The 23292-nt window shown below is 40.0% G+C and carries 26 protein-coding genes, 1 tRNA gene and 1 pseudogene; 13 read left to right on the forward strand and 15 right to left on the reverse strand.

Features of this window, described 5'->3' with window-relative positions; all coding sequences use genetic code 11:
- Positions 1 to 2: 2 nt before the first annotated feature.
- From QWZ13_RS13020 to QWZ13_RS13030, 3 genes are read right to left on the reverse strand one after another with little or no spacing between them, the layout of a single operon-like run.
- Complete coding sequence (locus QWZ13_RS13020) at positions 3 to 1070, reverse strand: hypothetical protein (protein WP_290282139.1); 1068 nt, start codon at positions 1068 to 1070, stop codon at positions 3 to 5.
- Positions 1067 to 2113: a FecR family protein gene (locus tag QWZ13_RS13025; RefSeq protein WP_290282140.1), complete on the reverse strand. Its 1047-nt coding sequence runs from the start codon at positions 2111 to 2113 to the stop codon at positions 1067 to 1069. The genes QWZ13_RS13020 and QWZ13_RS13025 overlap by 4 nt, the downstream gene beginning before the upstream one ends.
- On the reverse strand, positions 2101 to 3555 hold the full coding sequence (locus QWZ13_RS13030) for a tetratricopeptide repeat protein (RefSeq protein ID WP_290282141.1): 1455 nt from the start codon (positions 3553 to 3555) through the stop codon (positions 2101 to 2103). Before QWZ13_RS13030 ends, QWZ13_RS13025 begins: the two co-directional genes overlap by 13 nt.
- Before the next feature lie 72 nt (positions 3556 to 3627).
- Between QWZ13_RS13030 and QWZ13_RS13035 the strand changes: the two genes are divergently transcribed.
- The 10 genes and pseudogenes from QWZ13_RS13035 (at position 3628) to QWZ13_RS13075 (ending at position 7943) form a co-directional block, all read left to right on the forward strand.
- A complete protein-coding gene (locus tag QWZ13_RS13035; protein ID WP_290282142.1) occupies positions 3628 to 3801 on the forward strand; it encodes a hypothetical protein in 174 nt (57 codons plus the stop codon).
- Positions 3802 to 3918: 117 nt separating this feature from the next.
- Positions 3919 to 4062, forward strand: a complete 144-nt coding sequence (locus QWZ13_RS13040) for a hypothetical protein (RefSeq protein ID WP_290282143.1) — start codon at positions 3919 to 3921, stop codon at positions 4060 to 4062.
- Positions 4024 to 4113: transfer RNA gene (locus QWZ13_RS13045), tRNA-Ser, on the forward strand. The genes QWZ13_RS13040 and QWZ13_RS13045 overlap by 39 nt, the downstream gene beginning before the upstream one ends.
- Positions 4114 to 4150: 37 nt before the next feature.
- Positions 4151 to 4288, forward strand: coding sequence for a hypothetical protein (locus QWZ13_RS13050; RefSeq protein WP_290282144.1), 138 nt, complete (start codon positions 4151 to 4153; stop codon positions 4286 to 4288).
- A 633-nt stretch (positions 4289 to 4921) separates the two neighbouring features.
- A pseudogene (locus QWZ13_RS19940) lies at positions 4922 to 5182 on the forward strand (DUF6597 domain-containing transcriptional factor); the annotation flags it as partial.
- A 168-nt stretch (positions 5183 to 5350) separates the two neighbouring features.
- Complete coding sequence (locus tag QWZ13_RS13055) at positions 5351 to 5686, forward strand: helix-turn-helix domain-containing protein (RefSeq protein ID WP_290282145.1); 336 nt, start codon at positions 5351 to 5353, stop codon at positions 5684 to 5686.
- 109 nt (positions 5687 to 5795) lie between these two features.
- The gene (locus tag QWZ13_RS13060) at positions 5796 to 6464 is read left to right on the forward strand and encodes a DUF4386 domain-containing protein (protein ID WP_290282146.1); all 669 of its coding nucleotides are present in this window, start codon (positions 5796 to 5798) and stop codon (positions 6462 to 6464) included.
- A gap of 272 nt (positions 6465 to 6736) precedes the next feature.
- Positions 6737 to 6859 (forward strand): hypothetical protein, encoded by a 123-nt coding sequence (locus tag QWZ13_RS13065; RefSeq protein ID WP_290282147.1) that lies wholly within the window; start codon positions 6737 to 6739, stop codon positions 6857 to 6859.
- Positions 6860 to 6948: 89 nt separating this feature from the next.
- On the forward strand, positions 6949 to 7209 hold the full coding sequence (locus QWZ13_RS13070) for a transposase (RefSeq protein WP_290282148.1): 261 nt from the start codon (positions 6949 to 6951) through the stop codon (positions 7207 to 7209).
- Between the two features lie 5 nt (positions 7210 to 7214).
- Entirely contained in the window at positions 7215 to 7943 is a 729-nt protein-coding gene (locus QWZ13_RS13075) for an IS3 family transposase (RefSeq protein WP_290282149.1), read from the forward strand.
- Between the two features lie 108 nt (positions 7944 to 8051).
- Here the strand turns inward: QWZ13_RS13075 and QWZ13_RS13080 are convergent, their stop codons facing one another.
- The 4 genes from QWZ13_RS13080 to QWZ13_RS13095 all read right to left on the reverse strand — a co-directional run bounded on the left by QWZ13_RS13080 (position 8052) and on the right by QWZ13_RS13095 (position 11656).
- Positions 8052 to 8777 (reverse strand): S1 family peptidase, encoded by a 726-nt coding sequence (locus QWZ13_RS13080; protein WP_290282150.1) that lies wholly within the window; start codon positions 8775 to 8777, stop codon positions 8052 to 8054.
- A gap of 2 nt (positions 8778 to 8779) precedes the next feature.
- Positions 8780 to 8902 (reverse strand): hypothetical protein, encoded by a 123-nt coding sequence (locus QWZ13_RS13085; protein ID WP_290282151.1) that lies wholly within the window; start codon positions 8900 to 8902, stop codon positions 8780 to 8782.
- Positions 8903 to 8911: 9 nt separating this feature from the next.
- Positions 8912 to 10104 (reverse strand): IS3 family transposase gene (locus QWZ13_RS13090; RefSeq protein ID WP_290282152.1). Its coding sequence is split into 2 segments (ribosomal slippage): positions 8912 to 9807 and positions 9807 to 10104, totalling 1194 coding nucleotides; the frame shifts between segments, so codons are not numbered across the junction.
- 88 nt (positions 10105 to 10192) lie between these two features.
- A complete protein-coding gene (locus tag QWZ13_RS13095) occupies positions 10193 to 11656 on the reverse strand; it encodes an ORC-CDC6 family AAA ATPase (RefSeq protein ID WP_290282153.1) in 1464 nt (487 codons plus the stop codon).
- On the opposite strand from QWZ13_RS13095, the gene QWZ13_RS13100 reads away from it, so the two are divergent.
- Entirely contained in the window at positions 11655 to 11849 is a 195-nt protein-coding gene (locus tag QWZ13_RS13100) for a hypothetical protein (RefSeq protein WP_290282154.1), read from the forward strand. The two genes, QWZ13_RS13095 and QWZ13_RS13100, sit on opposite strands and share 2 nt — an antisense overlap.
- A 212-nt stretch (positions 11850 to 12061) precedes the next feature.
- Here QWZ13_RS13100 and QWZ13_RS13105 read toward each other — a convergent pair whose 3' ends face one another.
- Complete coding sequence (locus QWZ13_RS13105; RefSeq protein WP_290282155.1) at positions 12062 to 12229, reverse strand: hypothetical protein; 168 nt, start codon at positions 12227 to 12229, stop codon at positions 12062 to 12064.
- A 201-nt stretch (positions 12230 to 12430) separates the two neighbouring features.
- Between QWZ13_RS13105 and QWZ13_RS13110 the strand changes: the two genes are divergently transcribed.
- Positions 12431 to 12562: a hypothetical protein gene (locus QWZ13_RS13110; RefSeq protein WP_290283448.1), complete on the forward strand. Its 132-nt coding sequence runs from the start codon at positions 12431 to 12433 to the stop codon at positions 12560 to 12562.
- Positions 12563 to 12829: 267 nt separating this feature from the next.
- Positions 12830 to 13093, forward strand: a complete 264-nt coding sequence (locus tag QWZ13_RS13115; RefSeq protein WP_290282156.1) for a hypothetical protein — start codon at positions 12830 to 12832, stop codon at positions 13091 to 13093.
- Positions 13094 to 13329: 236 nt separating this feature from the next.
- Here QWZ13_RS13115 and QWZ13_RS13120 read toward each other — a convergent pair whose 3' ends face one another.
- From QWZ13_RS13120 to QWZ13_RS13150, 7 genes are all read right to left on the reverse strand, one after another.
- Complete coding sequence (locus tag QWZ13_RS13120) at positions 13330 to 17004, reverse strand: FG-GAP-like repeat-containing protein (RefSeq protein ID WP_290282157.1); 3675 nt, start codon at positions 17002 to 17004, stop codon at positions 13330 to 13332.
- Positions 16937 to 17386 (reverse strand): hypothetical protein, encoded by a 450-nt coding sequence (locus tag QWZ13_RS13125; protein ID WP_290282158.1) that lies wholly within the window; start codon positions 17384 to 17386, stop codon positions 16937 to 16939. Before QWZ13_RS13125 ends, QWZ13_RS13120 begins: the two co-directional genes overlap by 68 nt.
- 166 nt (positions 17387 to 17552) lie before the next feature.
- A complete protein-coding gene (locus QWZ13_RS13130; protein ID WP_290282159.1) occupies positions 17553 to 17678 on the reverse strand; it encodes a hypothetical protein in 126 nt (41 codons plus the stop codon).
- Between the two features lie 245 nt (positions 17679 to 17923).
- Complete coding sequence (locus QWZ13_RS13135) at positions 17924 to 20080, reverse strand: sensor domain-containing protein (protein WP_290282160.1); 2157 nt, start codon at positions 20078 to 20080, stop codon at positions 17924 to 17926.
- Positions 20077 to 20595, reverse strand: coding sequence for a Rab family GTPase (locus QWZ13_RS13140; RefSeq protein ID WP_353958990.1), 519 nt, complete (start codon positions 20593 to 20595; stop codon positions 20077 to 20079). The genes QWZ13_RS13135 and QWZ13_RS13140 overlap by 4 nt, the downstream gene beginning before the upstream one ends.
- The gene (locus QWZ13_RS13145) at positions 20592 to 22409 is read right to left on the reverse strand and encodes an OmpA family protein (protein WP_290282161.1); all 1818 of its coding nucleotides are present in this window, start codon (positions 22407 to 22409) and stop codon (positions 20592 to 20594) included. The genes QWZ13_RS13140 and QWZ13_RS13145 overlap by 4 nt, the downstream gene beginning before the upstream one ends.
- A gap of 10 nt (positions 22410 to 22419) precedes the next feature.
- On the reverse strand, positions 22420 to 22959 hold the full coding sequence (locus tag QWZ13_RS13150) for a hypothetical protein (RefSeq protein ID WP_290282162.1): 540 nt from the start codon (positions 22957 to 22959) through the stop codon (positions 22420 to 22422).
- Between the last annotated feature and the right edge of the window lie 333 nt (positions 22960 to 23292).

Consider the following 23292-nt stretch of genomic DNA (forward strand, 5'->3'; position numbering starts at 1 on the left):
AACTAAAACATAAGACCTACACCAGGAAGCACTTCGACTTTGACCTCAAAAGTGACTGGACCAGGTGGGTTTTCACTTTCGATTAACGATAAGGCAGCGATATCATAGGCTTCTATCTGAATGGTATGGCTAAGTAAACTTGCCAGCAAAACTCCAGTGTATTGGTATTCCAATGTATTCCCTATGGTTCGAGCACTAACTCCTAAGGGAAGATTCCCGACAACCCAATAGGTTATTTCATCGTTTACATCGTTATCCACTTCTGAGCTTAATGGTAACTCCATGGTATGCAAAGTAGTATCTATGACCGAAAGGGTAAAATTTTGAATAGTCGGCCTAGTATTTGGCACTAGAAACATAGGAAAGCCATCATTGCTTACCGTATACCCACTAACTAAACTTGACTCATTACGATCATATTTATCTAGAACACCATCACCGTCAGAATCCGGGTCTTTTGAATTAATAATATTGTCGCCATCTATATCAGGATGACCAAGCGCGTTTAGAAATAGGTCTTCGAAGTCACCACATATACCATCAAAATCATCGTCTGTATCTTTGCAGTTTTCATCCGATGCCAAAATAGGCACACTGGCATCAATATCAGCCTGAATAGGCACTGTCACCTGCACACTAGCGCCGCCTAACGCTTCCGGTGCTACTTCGGTAGACCCACTGAATACTTTTAAATTGGCGATGTTAAACGCTTCAATACTGACGGTTAGGGTTTCATCGGTTGGGACATTTAAACTGACGTTTGTATCGGTTATTTTAATCGCCGACTTAGCCGTATTTAACGTTAACTGGCCATTATTATATTGCTCATTTATTTGCACAACATTGAGCGTAGGCGTTTCAATACTGACCCAAATAGTACCAATACTTGGATAAACCGAACTGATACTGGCTCTATCAGCAAAGCGCGCACTTTCAGATTGATACCCAACTGAAACATTAAGCGACGTTTGGGCACGATTCTCCCACTGGCAACTTGTTAACGTTGCAAAAACCGCGATTAACAAAAACGCAAGCTGTGCGTTTTTTTTCTTCAATATGCGCAAACTCATAATGCGACTTCAACCTCAACTGTTGGTAATTCAACTTCAAACTCTAAATTTACACCGGGCAATGGCACTTCTACTGGCTCCGTAATAATGTCTAACTGAGGGTCTTCAATAATGGTGGTTAATGTGGTGCTGGGTAAACCCACTTGAACCGATGCATTACCGCCGTCGCCTACAGAGACACTTGCCGAAGTAGACCCCACACTGGCCGACGCGCCCGCAGAAGCAGCCCCAGTAACACCGCCCGTGTTAACAACCGATTCTAAAACACTAGATTGCACAATTCTTTCAAGTAACGAGCTTTCAATAGTGCTGATATCCAAGGTTATGTTTTGAATTTCTATCGAGTCTAAAATGGAATCTAACTCTAAATTATCGTCGGAGTTATCGGCATTGCTGGCACCTAATTGCTCCAATAGGTTTTGGTCGGCATTTATATCTGTGGCGGGTGTCGGCAGTGCATTTGCTTTTACGCTGGTATATTGCGCGGGTAAAATAATAACACCCGCGCTGTTAGCTAACCCTGCCCCTGTAGAGGTTATTTCTACCGAGCCATCAAAACAACGCACGCCGGTTACCCATTCGCCATTCACTTGAATGTGTACCACTTCAAAATCGGTACCGCGTACACCGGCTACGGCAACTGGAGTTTCAATATCGAACTTGGTGTTCTCGCCTAGCTTGTTACCAATAACTGAGCGCAAGCGCCCTTTCAGCAAATCAACTTTACTTCGGCCTTCGGCATCGGGGCCGGCGATCATTTCAGAAATAACCACTTCACTGTTGGGTGATATTTTTAAAATAGTGTCATCACGCAATAAAAGTTTTGCCAACCCATCTGGGCCAGTAACTATCACATCATTTAAAAACAATTCACCTTGCGCAACTAAGGCTTCACTTTGGCCGGTTGCATCACGCTTAACCGTGACCGAGCCAATCACCACAACTGCATTTCCAACCGGCTCTGTAGTTGCTATCGCTAATTGCGCCCACAACACACTCAAACCCACTATCAATAATCGCTTGATCATCATTAAAACCTCCATGCCAGCGCACTGCTTAAAACATAACGCTGATAATCAAATTGTTCTGGGCTTGCAAGTACCCAAAACGAATCGGCTGATAATGTCAGCCTTAAATTAGAAAAGAGTATGCGCGAACCTACAAACGAAGTGCTCGCCATTAATTTAGATTCTTGAACAGACCCGGGTGCGTATTCGGTGTAGCTCACATCACCTTTTGCTTGCAGCTGCCAGTTAGATACCATGGCAACAAATGCAGCACCTGTTTGAGCACTCAAGCTTTTTGCTTCCCATTGCTCATTAACTTGGGCTTTAGCCCCCGCATTGATGGATAGCAAAGGCAAAGCATTGGCTTTCGTTACCGTATAGGCACCATTAATGCCACCTACAAAACCATTTTGTGATTCGCTGTCGGGATAAAGTAGGCTAGAAAGCTCGGCATTAACGGCAAGCTTCTGCCATTGAGACTCAAGAAATAACCGATGCTGGTGTTGCCATTCGGCTTTATCTAAAAACGATTGGCTATAGCTATAACCGAATCCAGTGGGAACAACTTTAAAGCCAGGGTTAACATGTACCTTTACCTTATGAGATTGTAAGTTGTATTCACTTACCTCGGCATGTTCTGTAAGAGCGCCATTGTAATTTAAGGTGATTGGGCGCACCGGTTGAATACTGGCATCTATTTGTAGGGTACCACGAACATCTTCTTGTGCCTCAGAATCTATAGCTAAAGCCACATTAGAGTCGTATGAGGCTTTGCCACTGAGTTCTACCGACCAAATTTTAGTACGCTCGCTGCGTACATTATTAATAATCACGTTGGCGGAGGCCTCGTAATCGCTGTTACCCATTACCACTACTTTTTTAGCTGAGCGTAACGCCAAGGCACTTTGATTGCCTTTATAAGCACTCGCGGCGAGTAAATAGTATATTTTATCAGGCGTAATATTGGTGGTTGCTGCAGCATCTATGCCCTCTTCAAGCGGCAATAAAACGTCTATCGCACTTTTATAATTGGCTTGTTGGTAATGGCTCATGGCTAAATAGTATCGACCCGGCACATGGTTTGGGTGCTCTGCAAGCCAAGCTGTTAGAGCTTTTTCAGCGGATTCCGGGTTGTTTAACTTGAGTTCAACAACGGCTAAATCAAACAGCCATTGTTTATTATCGAGAGATGACGTGTGTAACTGCCTTAAAATAAAGGCGGCTTGTTCTAAATTACCCTGCTTTGCCGCAACCAAGCCTTCTAAATAAAGCCAATCGCCTTCCAAGCTAGAGCCCGTAAACAGGCTAGACTTTTCAGCCACCAACGCAGATGCTTCATTAAAATCATTAATGCTTAATAAATACAGTAACTTGGTTCGCGCGACTTCATATTTATCTTGAAGTGATGCAGCCGAAACAGGTGACATCAGGCTCACCACGAGAATTGAGCTGATGATGCCTTTGGATAAAACCGACATATCATTCCTTGCTATTAATTACACACACAGCTTGTGACTTCTATCACACCTAGCCCACTATAATAGTTGCAGATGACGAATGATGCACGTTTTTTGAGCTTATTATCGTCAATATTACAAACATGCCAAGAAATTGACCTAAATGAGGTAACTACCCGCATGAAGGGCCTAGCACTTAAGTACCCCTGTCAAAAATTCCTTTTAGTCCTATTTGTTCAACCATTTCCCCTTAACTATGCGCGTTAGATATATATAAAGCTAAATAGGCTAATACGGTAATAAAAATATAAAAGGCAACCTCAAAACCCAACTGCACAAAGATCCAACAAAAATGCACTAATCGCAAAAAAGCACATCAAAGAATTGTTCAAAAGTTCAACAATTCAAAACTTTTTGTTAATTTTCAGCAAGTTAGCGAGATTTTTTGTTGACACGAAATTTCAGGACTGTATTATTCGCGCAACTCAAGGAGAGTTGGCAGAGTCCGGCCGAATGCACCTGACTTGAAATCAGACGTAGGGCAACCTACCGGGGGTTCGAATCCCTCACTCTCCGCCATATTCCACAAAAGAGCCCGCTTAGTGCGGGCTTTTTTGTGGAATATCGATTAGTACGGACTTCGTTCGTATGCACTTATAAGGTTCGACCCGCAGAGCCGCGACCAAAGGGGGCGCATCCCTCGCTCAGTTTAAATACTCAAGGGTTCGACTGCCGTCCATTCTTGAGTGGTTAAAGATAGCCCCTAAAAACTGGCTTCAGAATGTTAAGTATTTTGAAACCAGTTTTAAAGTCATGGCTGGTTCATTAAGTTCAGTGAAGTTTAAGTGTACTCATTTGGGTTACAAGCGAATACCCGCGACAAGCCTTATACTGACCTAGTTCTAGATATCAACATCTATTACCTTAATTCAGATCATTGAAGGATTTATACTGCCTGAATTTTAGCTTTTTAACGTCTATCTTAATCAGGAACAACAATTGAAGTGAATTTTTTCGCAGAGATATTTATTACTGGTCAAATGGGGCTTTCGATTTTTAAAATACGTGTCTAAATAAGTTTTGCCTGCTTGGTAGAGATTTTGAGCTATAAAGTGTCTGTCCTATTAAGCTCCTTCTAAGCAGCTTACTTATAGACAATTGGCGATTAGTGAGCGCACTTATCGGGGTAAGTTGGAAAAGGCTAAGGATGCTGAATGGGTGGTGATATGCATGAAAAAGTTTAAATGATAATCATTGTAATGTTGAACTATCGAGACTGACCTGAAATTGGAGGTTATAAAAAATATTGGCTACAATTCAGTAAATTTATAACTGAATTAAGCAGATCAATGAGCCAACTCCTATACCTCAAATTAGTTATTCAAAATTGATTCATTCCATTATCCAGCCTTGCATTGAATTAAGAGGTATAGTCAGCCATTTTTGGACTGGTAGTTGGGAATCAATATTAAGCAAACCAAATAATACTCATTACATCATTGCCAATCGCTTAACTGAAATAACATTTGCTTTTAATAATACTAAACCAAATGCTGACTTAGTTTTTTCAAGCATACAGGGACACACTTATCTACCCAGAACCGCTGTAGTATCAGAGTACAATCATTTAATTGGCGTTACGTTTAATTCATATGCCTTAAATAGGGTATTCGATACTCAAGCATTGGATCTTAGTAACGAGTTTATATCAGTTGATACCTTTTTAGGTTCGAAAGGTAAAACATTGAACGAAATGATTGCGTCTCCAAATACAACAGAGAAACGCATAAAAATACTATCAGATTTTATACTTTCCATGCTAAATGAGAGGTTTTCGAATGATCGCCTTATACTTAATTCAATTAACAAAATTGACTTGTCACTTGGTACTTTAAGAATAGAAGACTTAGCTAAAAAGTATCACCTTTCTGAAAAGCAATTTGGTAGACGATTCAAGGCATTTACCGGTTTCAGCCCAAAAATCTTTTCAAGAATTGTTCGCTTTGAAGCCTCAATTGCCAATCAAATAAATTCTGATAGTTTAACTGATTTAGCTCAAAAAACCGGCTATTTCGATCAAGCACACTTCAACAATGAATTTAAATCGCTCACAGGATTCAGCCCAAAAAATTTTTGGAAATTAAAAGACTAAATGTCCATTTTTTACAATCTACTAGCATACTAATTTCCTAAAATAGCGGGAAATCCAATTAGAGAGAAAAAAAATGTTGACAATAAACCACCCTATTTCAGAAAAGACGATGTCCTCGGCTGCTGGCTTACTAATATTTTCAGGTATTATCTGCGGGATATTTAGCGTTGTCCCATATGTTGAAGGTATAGAGTATTTGTCTGAATCGGCACCTCACGGAACGAGAGTTCTAATAGGTGCTGTATTCCAGTTCCTCCTTGTTCCTATATATTTTGGATTTGCATTATTCTTATATCCCATTTTAAGACGATACAATAAGAGCCTAGCAATCGGTTTTGTTTCATTTCGCTTATTGTCGTGCGTATTTCAGATTATAGGAGTGATACTTCTTCCCCTATTCATTCTTCTAAGTAGTAAGTACTTATCCGTATCAAACCCCGACACAAGTACAATTGAAACTTTGGGAGAAATACTTAAATTAGGTAGAGATTTAACGAATCACATGGGGGTGATGCTTGCAACTGGGTTAGGCAATCTCATTCTGTTTTACATTTTTATAAAGTATAAGCTTGCGCCCTTGTGGTTATCGTACTGGGGGCTACTAGGAAATATACTCGCTATGTTCACGAGTTTTCTAATCCTTTTTGATGCCATTGACGTTATTTCAAGTACGTTTATTGCGATGACAATTCCACTAGTTATACAAGAGATTGTTTTAGCTATATGGTTAATTAAAAAAGGTTTGAATTCATATAATTCAATACCTCTAAAGAATTGAAAAATAATGAATATGAACCAAATAGTAACGATAAATATGCATGTTTAAAGTCAATTCATATTCAGTTCAGATTCAAAGGGTTAACAGTATATAAATCGTCATCATATTAACCCTTAAAGGATCGGTCCAATGTTTAAATTTTTGTATAGAAAACCCATTCAAAAAAGACACTCCTCGTGAGCAAGACCTTTCAAACCAAGTAGATAGCCTTGAATATCAGCTAGCAATTTCAAATAGAGAACTAGAAGCCGCCAACATTCACAACGAAGGTCTTGAACGTAGGTTTGCAGAGCATCGTTTACGTGATTACCCGGCTGCTTCTAGTTGGGTTACTGATATTCAAACCGCCGGTCTGTTCAGTTCAGACTTTCAAAACCCAGTTAAAAATGTATTAAGTGATGTTTAAACTCTTGGTGTAACTATCCCTTAAAATAATACAGCTCAACCGTAGAATTTCTTTTAAACTAAAGTAAGGAATTTAACGATGAGTAAACGTATAACAGAAAGCCAAATTGTGGCCATTTTAAATGAGGCTGAAGCAGGCATGCCTGTTAAGGATATCTGCCGAAAATATGGTATTGGGAACTCAACTTTTTATAAATGGCGCGAAAAATACGGCGGTATGGAAGCAACTGATGTTCGCCGGTTAAAAGAACTCGAAGAAGAAAATCGCCGACTCAAGCAGATGTACGCCGAATTGAGCCTCAAAGCACAGATGCAAGAGGATATTATAAAAAAGCTATAGCACCTGTGGCAGAACGAAAAGTCTGGGCACATGAGCTCCAGGTGCAATATAAAGCCAGTATCGTCACCTCTTGTGAGGTAGTGGGTATAAGTCGCACCGCGTATTATTACAAAGCCAAGAGTAGCAATGATGATGAAATCATTGACGCCTTAACTCAGCTGATCGAAAGGCATCACCGCTGGGGCTTTCCAAAGTGTTTCAAGCGTCTAAGAAAACTTGGTCACCACTGGAACCATAAGCGAGTTTATCGTGTTTATACAGAGCTTAAGCTTAACCTACGACGTAAAACTAAACGAAGACTGCCCAATCGCGATCCAGAGCCATTAGCCGTACCGGATGCTTTAGGTAAGTCCTGGTCAATGGACTTTATGAGCGACAGTCTGCACAACAAGGTGAGGTTTCGTACACTCAATGTCATTGATGATTTTAATCGAGAGGTATTGGGTATCGATATCGCCACCAGTATGCCGTCGCTGAGAGTCATCCGTTACCTTGATCAGCTTGCAGACTGGCATGGTTACCCAGAAAAGATACGGGTGGATAATGGCAGTGAATTCACATCAGACGTGTTTGTGAATTGGGCGAAGGCACATGGCATTAGGATAGATTATATCAAGCCTGGCTGTCCCTACCAAAACGCTTATATCGAGCGGTTTAACCGAACGTACCGAGGCGATGTATTGGACTGCTATATCTTCAACAACTTGCATGAAGTGAAGCAGCTCACTAAATGATATGACGCCACTAGAGTATAAGAAGGTAGCCTAAATATTCTAAGGGCACGCTGTGTTGTAGATGGGGTATTTACAGTTCATTGCCCGTTTGAGCAACTTATTTTACGTTTATAAACCTAACCGTTCGAATTCTGCATTCATGAATTGAATTTTAAATCCTATACCTATACCTGAATTTGCGTTAGCTTCTATTACTTGAGACATAGCTCCTAAGCCTTGCGCGATCATATTTGCGAATTGCCTAAAGTCTATACCCATTATCTGAACTGAGCCACGGTTTGCGATACCTGCACACTGATCACCTAATTGAGCAACTTGCTGCCCAAGAGTTTGTAAAGATTGACCTCCCAAAAAACGACGTTGTGTAACGATACCTAAAAGCTCGCCAGCACTGTTTACAATCGGTCCACCAGAATTTCCACCGTTAACAGAGCCGTCGATGTAGAATGCATGTTGTTGAACTGGTCCTGAAACAATTGCTTCATGAACTAACAAGTCATGAATACCGTGAGGAAAACCCGAAAATAGCAATTTAGATCCTCTAACCGCTTCAGCGGTTAAGTTGGGCTGAAGTACATTTCTATTAGCAGGCAACGGGTCTTCCAACTCTAATATTGCAAAGTCGTATTGTGTTTTATCAGAGTGGCTCAATAAGGTTGCCCTTAATTGTGTTCCGTTTTCCGTAATCGCAGCAATTGGCTGGTTATTTAACAGATTTGGCTCAATCACATGGTGGTTAGTAACTACAATATTATTATTGCGATAACTAAATCCACTACCAGAGCTTACTCCGCATTGAATTCTAAAAGTTGAATCGGCTAATGCTTGATGCATAACTACTCCTTGAAAAACATATAACGCCCGTCACAACGGCTTATAAAACTGGCTCTGGTTTTGCCGGCTTTTTGGTAAAGCGAGCCACAGTTTTGCAAGTGATCTTCCCCCGATAAAATGGACACCTCGGGGATTCACGCTGCCATTTGTTCATAATTAATTGGTGACATATACCCAATACCTGAGTGTAACCTCACCGTATTGTAAAATTTATTTATATACCTGCTAAGCTCAGATCGCAACTCTTCTATTCCTTTAAAATAGGTTTGCCGGATTAACTCACCTTTTAAAGAATGGTAAAACGATTCCATGAACGCATTGTCTGTACAATGTCCTGGTCGATTGACACTGTGATGCATACCATATTTTACCAATTCAGATTGAAAGACCGAGCCCGTAAATTCAACACCTCTATCGGTGTGAAAAATAACATTTTTTGGGTTTCGCCCTTTTTTAATGACATACCTTAAAGCGGTTGTCGTTAACTCCGTTGTTCTAGAATAGGATAATGACCAACCCAATATCCGGCGCGAGTATTGATCCATGATCGTTGCTAAATACGTCCACTTTCCTTGTAATTTAATATAGGTTACATCGGCGACCCAAACTTGATCCGGTGCCGTTGCAGCGTCGCGCGCTAATAATCGATTTTCACCTTTCGCTATGAAGCGTTTAAGTCCGGGCATTCGCCGCGTTACTTTGGTGACCCTGGCTTTGAGCCCTGCTTCACGCATTAGCCGCTCGACACGCTTCTTAGCGATGCGGTAACCGCTCTGACGCAGGGATTCATAGACTCTAGGACTGCCATATCGTCCGTGACTGTCGTTAAATATCTTCGTGATCTGTTTTAACAATTGCTGATCGGACAATGCCCGATCTGTTGTCCCTCGCTGACGCCATGCATAGTAGCCGCTGGGCGATACCTGCATCCAACGACAAAGGTTACGTACCCCTAATTCTTTTCCGTATCTGTGGATGAACCCAAATCGTTCTGATGTTGATCCGCCAGATACTGTTGCCACTTTTTTAGAAGGTCATTTTCCCTCTTTAATCTATCGATTTCTTTTTTTAACTGAGCGTTCTCAGTTATTTGCTTCGCCGATTTCACTTTGCGTTTCTTTGACAAACCTACTCGCCTTTTTCCATCACCTTGAAGATGGCCTTCTCGATACTCTTTGCGCCAACGGGACAACATAAATGGATGAATACCCAAGCCTTCCGCAACCTGAGAACTTTTAATATCAGGTTGATAGCTCATTTTAACAGCTCGAACTTTAAACTCTGTTGAATACTGCCACGTTTTACGTGGATTATTATACTTTGGCAAAATTACCTCCAGATGCGTTATCTAGAGGTGTCCACTAAAACGGGGGAAGTTCAAAGCCCGATTGCTGCGCTTGTTATGTTGCACTATGTCAGTCTGTCACATCTAGTTTTAATGGAAGTTTAAGTTCGTCAATCCTTTTGCTAAAACTTTCAAGGTCAAGCTTCGGAGCTGAGCGTATTTTATCTTCTCTATGGTGCTCATCCTTTTGCCCTGGCTCAACTTGTTGAAAGCCTCGTGGGTTCGAATTTGGGAATAGTCCAATATCTAACATGTAAGCAGAATACCGTGTTCCATCACTATTAGATGCACTAGTGTTGGAATTTACCAAGTGAAGAAAGCGTAAATCAACTAGCTCTTTGATGGCTTGATGTATTTGAGGATGATTTTGTACTTCAGTATTTGATAGTAGAAATGCATTCCACTTCTTATTTTCTATTATATCGTATTTAATAATTCGTAAGTAATGCTCAAGCAATACTTCTTCATCAGCTGCATCTTTTTTGAAGGACTCCATTTTATTTGCGACATTCTCTATAGCTTTCTCAATAACATTTGGTTTTGAAATTGCTTTTTCGCCACCAAGCAAAGATCCTAAAGATATAATAAGACTGAAAAAATCTCTTGGCACTCCACCAGATGCCAAACATAAAAATCTGAACGCATTGTCAGTTATCAACTTATTGTAATCGATTTCAACGCCAACCTTTTCATTTATATGCTGTAATAGATTTTTCATGAAAATTACTAATTCATTAAAATCTTGCAAGCTATAGTCAAGATTTAGTGTTTGTGCATCGTGCGGGATCTCAATACCAATATAACTATCATCTTGAACATAAAGTTTACTCCTATGTTTTATTGTCGCAACTTTAAGATACAAAGGTGTATTTTTAGATACCCTATGGAAAAAGTCCAAAAAGTATGGTTGCTCATCTTTCTTGATAAAATAGAAATCATCCAAAATTAAATAAATATCTTTATCAATAAGCTCTGCAGACTCAGAAAATAGTTCTTTAACGTCTGTTAGTTTATTTTTCAAGTCATCAAGTTTATCTATTTTAATTTGTTTTGTCGTTTCTATTTCTTCTGTAGCTTCTGCGCCTGTCTCGACCTCATTGCCACCGGCTTTACTTTTCCCTCTCCCAAATACTTTCCCTCCCTTTTTTTCTTTTATCGACTTATCATATTCATCAGGGTGAATTAATTGGTCATCAAGTATTTTAATTTGTTTTTTTAACTTTCTGATTAACGGTAATGTTTGCTTCCAATATGCTAATGTTAACTTCTTATGAACTTGGGTTATTGCCGGAAGTAGTTGTTTAATTATAGCTTTTTGAACTTGAATAATTGAGTTTGGGAAACTAATGTCTTTGAAATCTTCCATATTCACGCTAATACAGGAAAAATTATTATTCTTTCTTAAGGATTTGAGTAATAGAGATTTACCCGACCCGCGTCGACCAAAAATGATATGATTTTGCTTAATATTAAGGCGATCTATATTCCCTTGAGAATCTAGGTATTCAATTGAGGTTTGCTCTGTTACACGCATGTTCTCTTCGATATATCTGAGAATTTTTGCTATATCTTCTTTATTATTCATTTATTCCCTATATAATCTTAGCAACATAACGCAAAGCACTGCGGCGAACGACAGTGAGTACAGTGCCGTAGGCACGATGCATCAGTGCCTTGTTACAAGTAGTGGCCTGTTGCTCTTAACTATCACGTGCCAGCGTGCTTAATTATCAATTCTTTTCCATCAAGATTCGCTTTTAACGTGGTATTTAGGCTTGATGGCCTTTAAATTTGATTGCCAGCTTAACTAGGCTGGCTAATCACTTTATTCTAGCTTGGGTACATTGTCTATTGTGCGCAAGCTAGCTTAAATACTTTGTTAACCGTTGCACTTAAAACCACAAATTAATACGGGCACAACTATTTTTTGGTGCAGGATTCAATAATTAGCTTTGAATGCCCTTCCACCTGAAACAGATAATTTATTCTCACATACACCACCCAAGTATAGGCATACTAGGCGCTTAAAGGTTAGCATGTCAATTCGACAACTCCATAAAAAACTGCGCAAGGCGACATATGTGGATATATCCGACAAGAGCCGCAAAAAAATAACCTATATTTGTGATTTTGCACTCACCAAAATTGCCTGAATGACCAACGCTGTCTATTTTTAATTACACTAACGATCATTTGCTAGAATTTTGATTTGCTCCCAAATTTCTCTCACTAAACACTGTTGTTTGCATCGAATATTGACCTACATAGTCTAACCTAAACCTGCAGCGTTATAGCTAGATTATGCGGAGTGATTAATGTGGCAATAGTCAATGTAATTCGCCATACGCATCTTCGGGATGACCTATCCATCCGAGAAGTGACCCGAAGAACTGGGTTGTCTCAGAATTCAGTTCTTAACTTAACAGGCCACACACTCTAGACCTTGGCGCCCGCACCAAAAACTGGTTATATGTACAGAAATAATTGCATATTCAATGATTAGACTATGTCCTAACCAGAGAAGAATCAGGTCTCAATTGATGCTACACCCACCTATAACTGCATCTCTCACTGTATTCGTCGAGCCTTTTTGTGTGGGTTAGAACCATATACCCAAGTAAATAACGTCCACTGACTTGGCGGGGTTGAGCAAAAAATATTAGCGCTAGGCCAAGTATTCTGCATTGATGTCTATGCTTTTGTTGTAATGTCCAACCATTATCATGTGTTGATATTCAATTATAGCTCAAAACAAGCGCAGTTAACCGACTTTGAGGTACTTGAACGTTGGTCTAGGTTATTTAGAGGCAATCTATTAGTGAATCGCTACGTTCGTGGTGATGATCTATGCGAGGCTGAACTGCATGTGGTAAATGAAGTGGCCGAGCAATGGCGTGAACGGCTGAACAAAATCAGCTGGTTTATGAAAGTACTTAATAATTACAGAGCTTTGCATAGAGCCATAGCATAGCTGATACTGTGCTATCGATATTATAATTCTTTAATGATCTAATTTCTTTTAATAAGCCCTCTACATATAGAGGGCTTTTTTATTTAACTGGCTTTAAAAAAGGGGTTAAGAATGTGCAAACAAGCTAAGCTTTTCATTAACTAAGTCAATAATCGAAAGTTTGGCAATTAGCATCACGCAACAATATTTTTTATCGAGCCTCGAACTTCAAAAACATAAAATTTCGCTTAGCCTACTTAATTAAATTTCTCTGTTTTTCGTGCTAAAACTAATAATAAACTCAATGCGAGAAATAATAACCCAAAGCTACCGCTACTTTTTACAACCACAACTGTTGTACTTTGCGTTTCTTGTGCGTTTTGATCTTCGTTTTGATTTACTTCTGTTTCTACTGAAGATTCTTCAGAAACATCTACTTCAACAACCACAGATTCTTCGGAAGAATTTGATTCGTTCATTTCATCACTAATATAAAGCTGCGTGGCCGCTTGATTGTTTTGAGTGATCGCTATATCAGCTAAACCATCGTAATTCATATCCTGCATAGTTACGCTTGTTGCGTGCTCTCGATTAAATGTGTGCTCACGCGTGTAAACTGAATCATTTTGAGTAAAGATTTGCACGGTGCCTTGATTGCTTAAAGCAATAATATCCAGAGCATCGTTTCCGTCGAAATCCGCAATGGCCAAACTTACCACATCACCTGCATCGATGGTTGCGACGCTTAACAGAACATTTGAGTTGACCCGGTACAACTCAAGACTAGGGATATTTTCACCTGTACTGCGTGCTATGAAAAATTCGTTTTCAGTGCCGTCATTATTTATATCTGCAACAACAACAGTATGACTCTCTGTAACGGTTGAACCGATTAATATAGGGCTGCTAGCAAGTATTCCAGAAGTTTGATCTTCACCAGCGTTCAAATAAACGAGGTCGCTGTCATCAAGATTCGTAACAATGAGATCCGGGTAGCCGTCTAGATTGTAATCAATTACGTCAATATCGCTGGTGTCTGCATCCCCAAAGCTATCACTCACTGTAAAGCCATTGGCTTGATTGTTTACATAAATCTGATTCACACCTGAATTGGCAAAGACTAGATCAAGATAATTGTCGTGATTAATATCGATTGCCACAACAGAATGGCTTTCCGAAGAGCCCAAACTTATGTCCGAACCAAATGTGCCATTACCTTGGTTAAAGAATACGCTGTTAGCACCATGGTGCGCGAAAACTACATCGTTTAGTTGGTCGTTGTTTAAGTCAACAATCAAAACAGAAGAAGCATTTCTATGAGTCGTAAACACTTCAGATTGAGTTAAAGAACTAAAATCAGCGTTAAATTTATAGCCATATTCTACAGTAGTTCCTCCGTTAGCAAAGAGAACTTCTTTCTTGTTGTCTCCGTCTAAATCTCCAAAGCTCGCTGCTTGCGTATTCTGAGTAGCGAGTACAGTGTCAGTAAGTTGCGGTGAAGTTTGGTTGTCATTAAATATTAGGGTGAGGTCCTGCCAGTTATTTGAACCGTCGGGGTCTGTTTGGGTTCCAAAAATCTCTGCACTTATGTTTTCTGTATCAGAGCTACTTTGAGAAACTGTTAGGCTGTAGTCTTTGCTGCTTAAAAGACCAGTGAAGTCACATCGTACTTGTATTGCAGTATTAAAAGTGCAATTTGGATGTATGGCGCTAGTAGTCGTATTGGCATCTACCGTTATCAACAGATAACCATCAGCATTGACTTTCGGACCATCATTGATTGCACTTACGTTTATCACGGCTGATTCATTGAGACCCACTAACTCTTCAGCCGTATTGAGGGTGACAGATAAATCTGAACTATTGGCATCGGCAACCGTTAGGTTAAAGTTTAGATTGTCTGATAGTGCACCGTCGCTAGCGGTCACTGTAACGGCCTGAGTACCGATATCAGAGTTGGACGGCGTTCCTGTTAGCTGCCCTGCATTGTTGATCGAGAGCCAACCATGAGCGCTACTCACAGAAAAAGTTATTGAACCGCTATCAACATCGGTTGCTGAAAAAGTTGAGCTGTAGCTGCCTGGGTAAGTTACGGTTGTCGATGGTGCACCGCTGATTACAGGAGCGTCATTAATTGAGTTTACGGAAAGGCTAAATGATACAGTACTACTGTTTGTTTGCCCGTCGTTAACATAAGCACCAACAGATAGGGTTCCATTAAAGTGTGTATTTGGTGTAACCGTATTGCCTGAAATACTGTAATTGTCACCACCAACAATGACCAAGCTAAAAGTCGCATCATCAGGATCGCTAATCGTGAAGTCGCTCACCGTGAAACTATGGCTTGTATCTTCATCAATGCTCACCGTTGGTGTTGTAGTGATCGATGGTTTATCGTTTATGGCATTTACAGTTACGATTAAATTGTAACTGTCGCTGTTTGCTTCGCCATCGTTCACGGTTACCGGAACAGTTAAGGCGCCGCTAAAATTTAACGCGGGTGTTATTTCACTACCCGACACAGAATAGTTGGCACCTGAGCCGACATTGAGTGTAAATGAAGTGTCGTCCGGGTCAGCAATGGTCAACATTGAGACGGATAGTAATAAGCTGTTATCTTCATCCACTGAAATATTACTCTGAGCATTAATCAGCGGTTTATCATTCACTGAATTTACCGTTATGCTCAAGTTGAAATTTTCACTGTCATCGGCGCCGTCATTCACGCTAACGGGAACTGTTAAAATTCCATTAAAATTCTCATTGGGGGTGACCATATTCCCAGACACTGAATAATTAACGCCACTGTAAACTGTTAACGTAAAGTCAGAAGGGAAATTGTTGTCAGAATCGGCAACCGTTAGGTCTGCTAGCGCAAGCGTTATTGCCGTGTCCTCATCGGTAGCCAATGCAGATTGCCCAGTAATAACCGGAATAGCATTATTTGAACTATATATATTCCAGCCGATGTCTTGTAACAGCGCCGTGGAATGATCATGACTCGCGTCTCCCGTATACTGAGGCTCCATCAATTCATTCGGGTTGAGCTCGGTGTCAAAATGCGATATCGAAGAGCCACCTTCGTAGGAGGAAGGCGCATACATTTGCACCTTTCCACTATTAACACCTGCGGTCAAGTCACCACTTAAGGCGGTAACGGCAGCGCCATCCCACACTACATTGCCATCATTCACAACAGAAGAATTTCGCTCAGCACTACTCATTGCACTCCAAGCTTTAGCGGTGGTTTGGTCTTTAAGGAAGGTTGTGAAAATGTCGATAATTCCCCCGTTATTGTTACCATCAGACATCACTAAAGAGAGAATGCCTAAACCGTGCCCAAGCTCATGCAAAACCACTTCGTAAAAGTCGATATAACCCGATGGAGTATTCCCATCCATTCCATAATACCAACCACTACTGGCTAAGCAGTCTGCGTTTCCAATATCTGCATTAAATTGTGCCGAGATATCGGCATTGCCAGTAAAGTAATCGGATCCATAATAAGCATTAATCAGTGCAGTGGGGTACCAAACATCATTCTGAAGACCGAATGATTCAGCACCTGAAGAAAAATAAGTACTCAAAGGTCCTGCGGAACCCAACGTCGCGGATGTAGAGTTGCAGAAAAGGGCTGAGCTAAATTCGGCATCAATAACAATATCGGTAGGGCTTACTAATATGTCAGCCCAAACCTGCACAGCGGCTACGAATGCGGCTTCACGATCAGCACCGTCTACACCATCGAACCCACCATTTTTATTTATAATAAAGGTAGATCCATTTCCATTTACTGTTACAGATGCCGCCTGAGCAAGTGCAGACAAAGCTAAACAAAAAACAATGATCGATATTTTTAGACTGTTAATATTCATGAATTGTAACCGTTCCATCTTCGTTGATGACAGCGACGGGCACGGTACGAGGACCATTCGTCATTAGGAAAACACCCGGCTGAGTTTCAACTACCGTCGTTGCTGAGTTGTCTCTTCCGCTTAAGGATTGGATTTCTTGTTGCATTGCTACTGGCAGTGTTTCTATTCTTTTCGCGTTGGGTTCAGCTGCTGATGTATTAGTGGCAGTGCCAATGACGCCCATAGATCCAACGTTCCCACTAGCTGAAGTTTGCGATGTCATATTAGGTAATTGAGAAGGTAATGTGGTTAAAGGCGCATTAACCGGTGTGTCTTCAGACCCAGCTGATGATTTTGTGGAAGAGGCTACCAAGTCTGGCTGGCTTAAGCTTAGTCTTACAATCCATGAAGAGATTGCGAGGATTATAACCGTGCCGATTATTAAACTGCGCTTGAGCACACCCTTCCCCTGTACAGTGGTTTATCCACACAAACTAAATGATTAACTCACACTTTCTATACCAACTAACAAATACCCACAAAACAAGAAGATGCGTCAAATAGTTGCTTGTTTTAAAGTAATTTTTAGCAGAATATCAAGGGAAATATCGACGAAAACATGACACCTACGTTAGGTCGTCAATAAAATGTCTAACGAATATTCTAATTCTTAAGCAATGGCGCTTATCCAGAGTTAGATCAAACTGATAAATCAATCGTTGAAGTACATGCTTTTGTCGGGTAAATCTCACTTACGGCTCAAATATTTCCAACCGGAGAATAGATTCATATACCAATGATAAGTAGAAAAACAATGTAAGTGTTATCTACTCTATTACTAACTAATACTTTGTATTAAGTAGCCTTAGCGATCCATGTTTAATAATGTAATACCTAAATAGTCCGAGCAAATTACTTGCTCGGACTATTCTACAATCTACTGATATAAATGAAGGGGAGATCACAGCTGCAAATTTTCCGGAGTCACCTGAACTTTTTACCTATAAAGAAGGTTATTTTTTTTAAAGTTTTGATAGGCATTGGTTAATTCACCAAACGGTAATGGCTTATAAAACATGTACCCTTGTATAAAGTCGCATTGATATTGATTTAAAAGCGCTAGCTGCTCCTCAGTTTCAACTCCTTCAGCAATGACCTTTTTCTCTAACAAATGCGCTAATGAGATAATAGATGAAATAATGACCTGACTTTCTCGATCATCAGGAAGTTCTTGCACAAAAGATTGATCAATTTTTAGAAAATCAACAGGTAGGCGTCTTAAGTAGTTTAGAGAAGAAAAACCAGTACCAAAATCATCTAAAGAAATAGCAACACCAAGGTCTTTAATCTTATTTAAAAGAACGGTTACTTTGTCCATGTCATCCAAAAAGCAGCTTTCTGTAATTTCTAACTCCAATCGGTCAGCTGGAAATCCAGTATTCTCTAACACGTCTGTAAGTAACTTATAAAAATCAGGGTGTTTCAATTGCTTAGCTGAAATATTAACAGCAACTTTAATTGGTATATTGTCGCAAAGAAGTATATTACCCTGTTTACACGCCGTGGCTAATATCCACTCACCTAAAGAGACAATTAGTCCGGAAGACTCCGCCACCGGTATAAAATCAATTGGTGCTACTAAACCTAACTCAGGGTGATTCCACCTAGCCAACGCTTCTAGCCGAAAATATGGTTCACCTTTTATGCTAATTTGTGGTTGGTAGTACAATTCAAATTGTTGGCTCTCAATTGCAGACCTAATTTCATACTCACGCTGATGAAATACGTCTAACTTTTTATCTAGGTCTTGGCTGTATGAACGGGCATGATTGCGACCTAGCTCCTTGGCTGCGTACATTGCGGTATCGGCATGCTTTAGCAAATCAGCGGCTGACTGCCCATTGACATGCTCTGCGAATCCTATACTTGCGCTGACAGAAATAATACCCTCTGCTAACGTCAACGGTTCTCTAATACTGCCTAACAATCGATCGCAAATAGCAGCAGCATTTTTACTCACTTTGTCACCGACCAAAATCACTAGAAATTCGTCACCACCCAGATGCGCTACAAAATCTGTTCGCTTTACACCTCGGGAAATTCGTGACGCCATTGCTCCTAATACTTGGTCTCCTGCATCATGACCAATTCGATCATTCACTGATTTAAAATAATCAAGATCAATATAAACAAGCGTGCAGGCGTCTCCTTGCTCTAGGCAGGCGTTAATTTTTTTCCAGAAATACCGGCGATTTGGCAAGTGGGTTGTAAAATCATATTCGTTTACATTGCCAGAGTCTGACAAGCCAACATTCATAAACTTACTCAGGTCATTTGCCACACAGACAAAATGAGTAATTTTTTGATGTTCATTTTTGACAGGACCAATTGCAAGGCGAATCCACTTACGTTTACCCATTAAATCTTTTGATTCAAACTCACCTTCCCAATGCTTCCCAGAACTAACTACGCGTTGTATTTCTGGATAGTATTGCTCGGCTTCTTGAATCCAATGATCTAATAAAGAACGCCGACTAAATTCCTTATCTTCTTCAATTTGATAAATATCGATCAGTGCTTTGTTGAATACTTCGACACTGCCGTCTGGCTGGCATACCATAACCGCAGAGCTGGTTGAATCAACGGACTGTGAGATGGCAGATAAGGACGCTTCGTGCTTTAAGTGACTTTCTATTTGCGACTGAAGAGAACGTTGCCGATGATTTAACTCTACAACCATCTTTTCATTTGCCAATGCAATTTCTCGTGCTTTTTGAAATACATGTTGGCGTTTTTCATAGCTATCAGCCATATTCTTTATCAAAAGATAACAATGATCATTTGTTTTTAACGCAAAGGCTTCCATCATCACTTCGCCAGCATCACTGTCTTCTATCCAAAGGCCAGAGTTAACGGTTCCATCATTATCACTTGCCCAAATTTTTTCTGCGTCAAACATAAAGTTCTCGACAAAAGGAAACGCTGAAACCAGATCGAACTCTTTGTCATTCTCGTCTAGTGGCTGTTCAATGCATGTTTGATACAGTTTTTCAAACCATGTTGGCGTTAATGAGAGTGCTTCGAACCTACCCAAAGGAAGTGGTTCAAATGCGATCACATCTAATGCATGAACAATATCAAGTAGTTTATTCACGGACGACCCTGATGCGTGTCGAAATACATCATCTTTTCGGCTAAATCTTGAAAGGCTGCATCTACATTAGTACCATCTTTAGCGCTAGTAACAAAGGTTCCCATATTTTTTTCAGCCATGTCAGCTAAGAAACTGTCGTCCATCTTCCATTCTTGAATTAAGTCAACTTTATTGGCAATTAAAACAATGGGAACTTCTCCTAATACCCGTTGTATAGGACTCATTAGGCGCTGAAGGTTGTCATAGCTTTTCGGACGAGTACCATCAACCACTAAAAGTATGCCACTCGATCCACGTAAGTAGTTTGCTTTAAGCTCAGTAAACACATCGTCCCCTTCAATATCCCATATTAATAGTTTAATAAGCTGATCATTAATAGTTATAGATTTCTTTGAAATCTTCACTCCTATTGTGGTCTGGTATTTTTCACTATAAATACTTTCAACAAAACGCTTTACTAAACTTGTTTTTCCAACCGCAAAAGAGCCTACCATACATATTTTTTTGGCAATCATTGAATACCCTTTACAACGTCGCTTTCCAATTCTGAATATAAACTGACGCTAACTCGGCGTTGAGAGTCTGCTGACAACTCAGAACCATCTACATGCCCAAACCCCCAGCTGACAATTAACGTAGAGTCCACACCGTTTTCAACCAACATGTCTTTTACATGGCTTGCACGAAGCTGACTTATTCGTTGATTAGCATCTACTGATCCTTGACTGTCTGCAAACCCTACTATTAATAGTTCGAAGGCAGGGAAACCATAGTCAGTATGTAAACTGTTCAATTGCTTTAAGTTTTTTACCAATCTTAATAATTCAACCTGACTTTCTTGGGTCAGCGCTAATGAACTTGGTAAAAAGTAGAATGAAACACTCCCTACCTCTTGAATCAATTGCTGGTATTGGTCGGATTGAGTAATGCTTGCTTTTGCCAAATTTTCAGCTTGCAAAATAGTGACATCAGAAAAGTCTACACGGTTATAAAAGTCGTTAAATTCTGCGCTACTCATAATTTTTTTTAAACTCTCTTGTGAAATTATTCCAGAAAGCCTTAATTCACCATTTTGCTCAAAAGCTTTAACCTGATCAAAATTACTCAAGAGTGTTTGAATACTTTCGCTTACATCTACACTTTCAACACTGCCAGCGTTCTCAGGCAATTGAAAATAGACAATTTGCTCATCTAGGGAGAGTTGCATCAGATCGCTGGAAATATCTTTCGACACGGATGAAACTAATCGCGACATAGGATCCCTAAGTAGTGAACCTGTTATAAGATCCCCAGCCCTTTCATGGCTAACCAAGGCATAGCCAGGTTCTAATTTAAGTATTGTTATAATCCGTTGATACTCCTGACTATATATGTACTGAGTATAAACACTATTAACTATAAGCCCTACGGTAATTAATAACACCACAATTGCAGCGAACGGAATTTTTGGCTTTTTTTCAACTTCGAGAGCTTGTGATAAAAGACACGCTTTTAGAATTGTGTGTGTCTCAGAAAAAGGATCGAGATCACCATTGAAAGTCTCGATCTCTTGAGCAAATCCGGCCTGGATTTGCTCAGACGCCTCATCTAACGTTATGCGTACTTGCTCACTAACGATTCCTCTAACCGCTGCGGCTATAATCACATCTGGACCCGCGCTTATATGCAATTGAAATTCACCAAATCGAATCCCTTCGAGTGTACCGGATCTGTCCTGTTCAAAAGAGTCAGTGATAAAATCTAATATTGCTGTGAGCATACTCGAAACAAGCTCAGGGTCTTGAGTTTGTATTTCTGGTTGCGCAACGTGATTTAGTAGAAGACCTGTTTCCCGATGTACTAACAAAACTTGTTCCACTCGGAACTTTAGAGAATTTAGCAATACGTATTGAGCATATGGAATACCTGCTCGGTTTGCTTTGAACCGCCACCAAAAAGATTTAATATTTAAGCTTTGTTCTAAAATACTATTTAAAGACTGAAACATATCCGCTAATGCAACAGATACGGCCCTTCTAACGGCAGGACCCAAAATAGGAAATATAACATTTATAATTCGATTAGGGTTTTCATCAATGGATGTTTTTAGAGCGCTATCTACAATGGGAGCCAAAGAACGAGTAACAGAATCATCCTGCTTGCTTCGCTTTTTAATGGCCTCTGAAACCACGTTAGCGACCCGATCTTCATCACTCTCCTTTGACAACAAAGATTCTAGCGCTTCTTGGTACTCATCACCCAAGACAAGTGATCTTAGTCGATCGACCTCATCTTGTTGACGCGTGTAGTCTTCAATATTTCCAACGGATCCCCGTTCAATTGGCTTCATTGAATACCCACTATTCTTGTAGGCTCTTTACTAGGGATTGGAACAAGTTGGCCAGTTCTTTCCGATCGGTTTTACTTTGAGTTAAGAGTCGAGAAGATTGCTCCAATCGATCTTCCATACCTTTATTCTTCTTCTCCATAATAGCCTTCAAATTTTCGATTTCTTGTTTTAGGCTATTTTTTATTTCGATTTCAGATTTATTATGTGCGACTGCATTAGCCTGCACCAATTCATGAATTTTATTAATCGCACCCTCGACACTTTCGCTATCGGACAGCTGAAGGTCGTGCAATTGTTTCAGCGAATCTGCCTGCTCAGCCAATGAATCTGTGAATTCCGCAGCTTGTGAATCAATGCTAGACTGAAATGTTTTTTCTAGCTCTACTAAACGCTTTTCAATTTCATCACGAAATGCATTTATTTTTACTTCAACTTGACTCAACTGCTCACCAAATAGTAAATTCTGAATCTCTTTTAATTGGTTGCGCTGATTCTCGTTAGGATCAGATTCATTGGGCTGGTTGCTTTTTTCTTTTTTTTGACTTGCCATGCCTTTTACACCTACGTCTATTTATTCCCTCCCTGTAAACCAATACGTCTATAAAATACAGAGAACATCAATTTCTAAGCAATTTGATTCAGTATAGTCACATTTCTATGAACACTGTTAACTCTCAATTCATCACAGAATGCACTATTTAGACAATTTAATACTATTAAGCTGACTTATTATAATCAAAATGACTATTTCAATGATTTTCTGGTGACATCCACTCACATACTAGCGCTGTCATTTGAGGTTTAGTCCTATCAACTTAACAGGGGTTAACAGAACACACCAAATCTATGCCACATTAACTTGAACATTTAGCAATAAAGCTGA

This window comes from Reinekea marina, assembly GCF_030409715.1.
GTDB lineage: Bacteria > Pseudomonadota > Gammaproteobacteria > Pseudomonadales > Natronospirillaceae > Reinekea > Reinekea marina.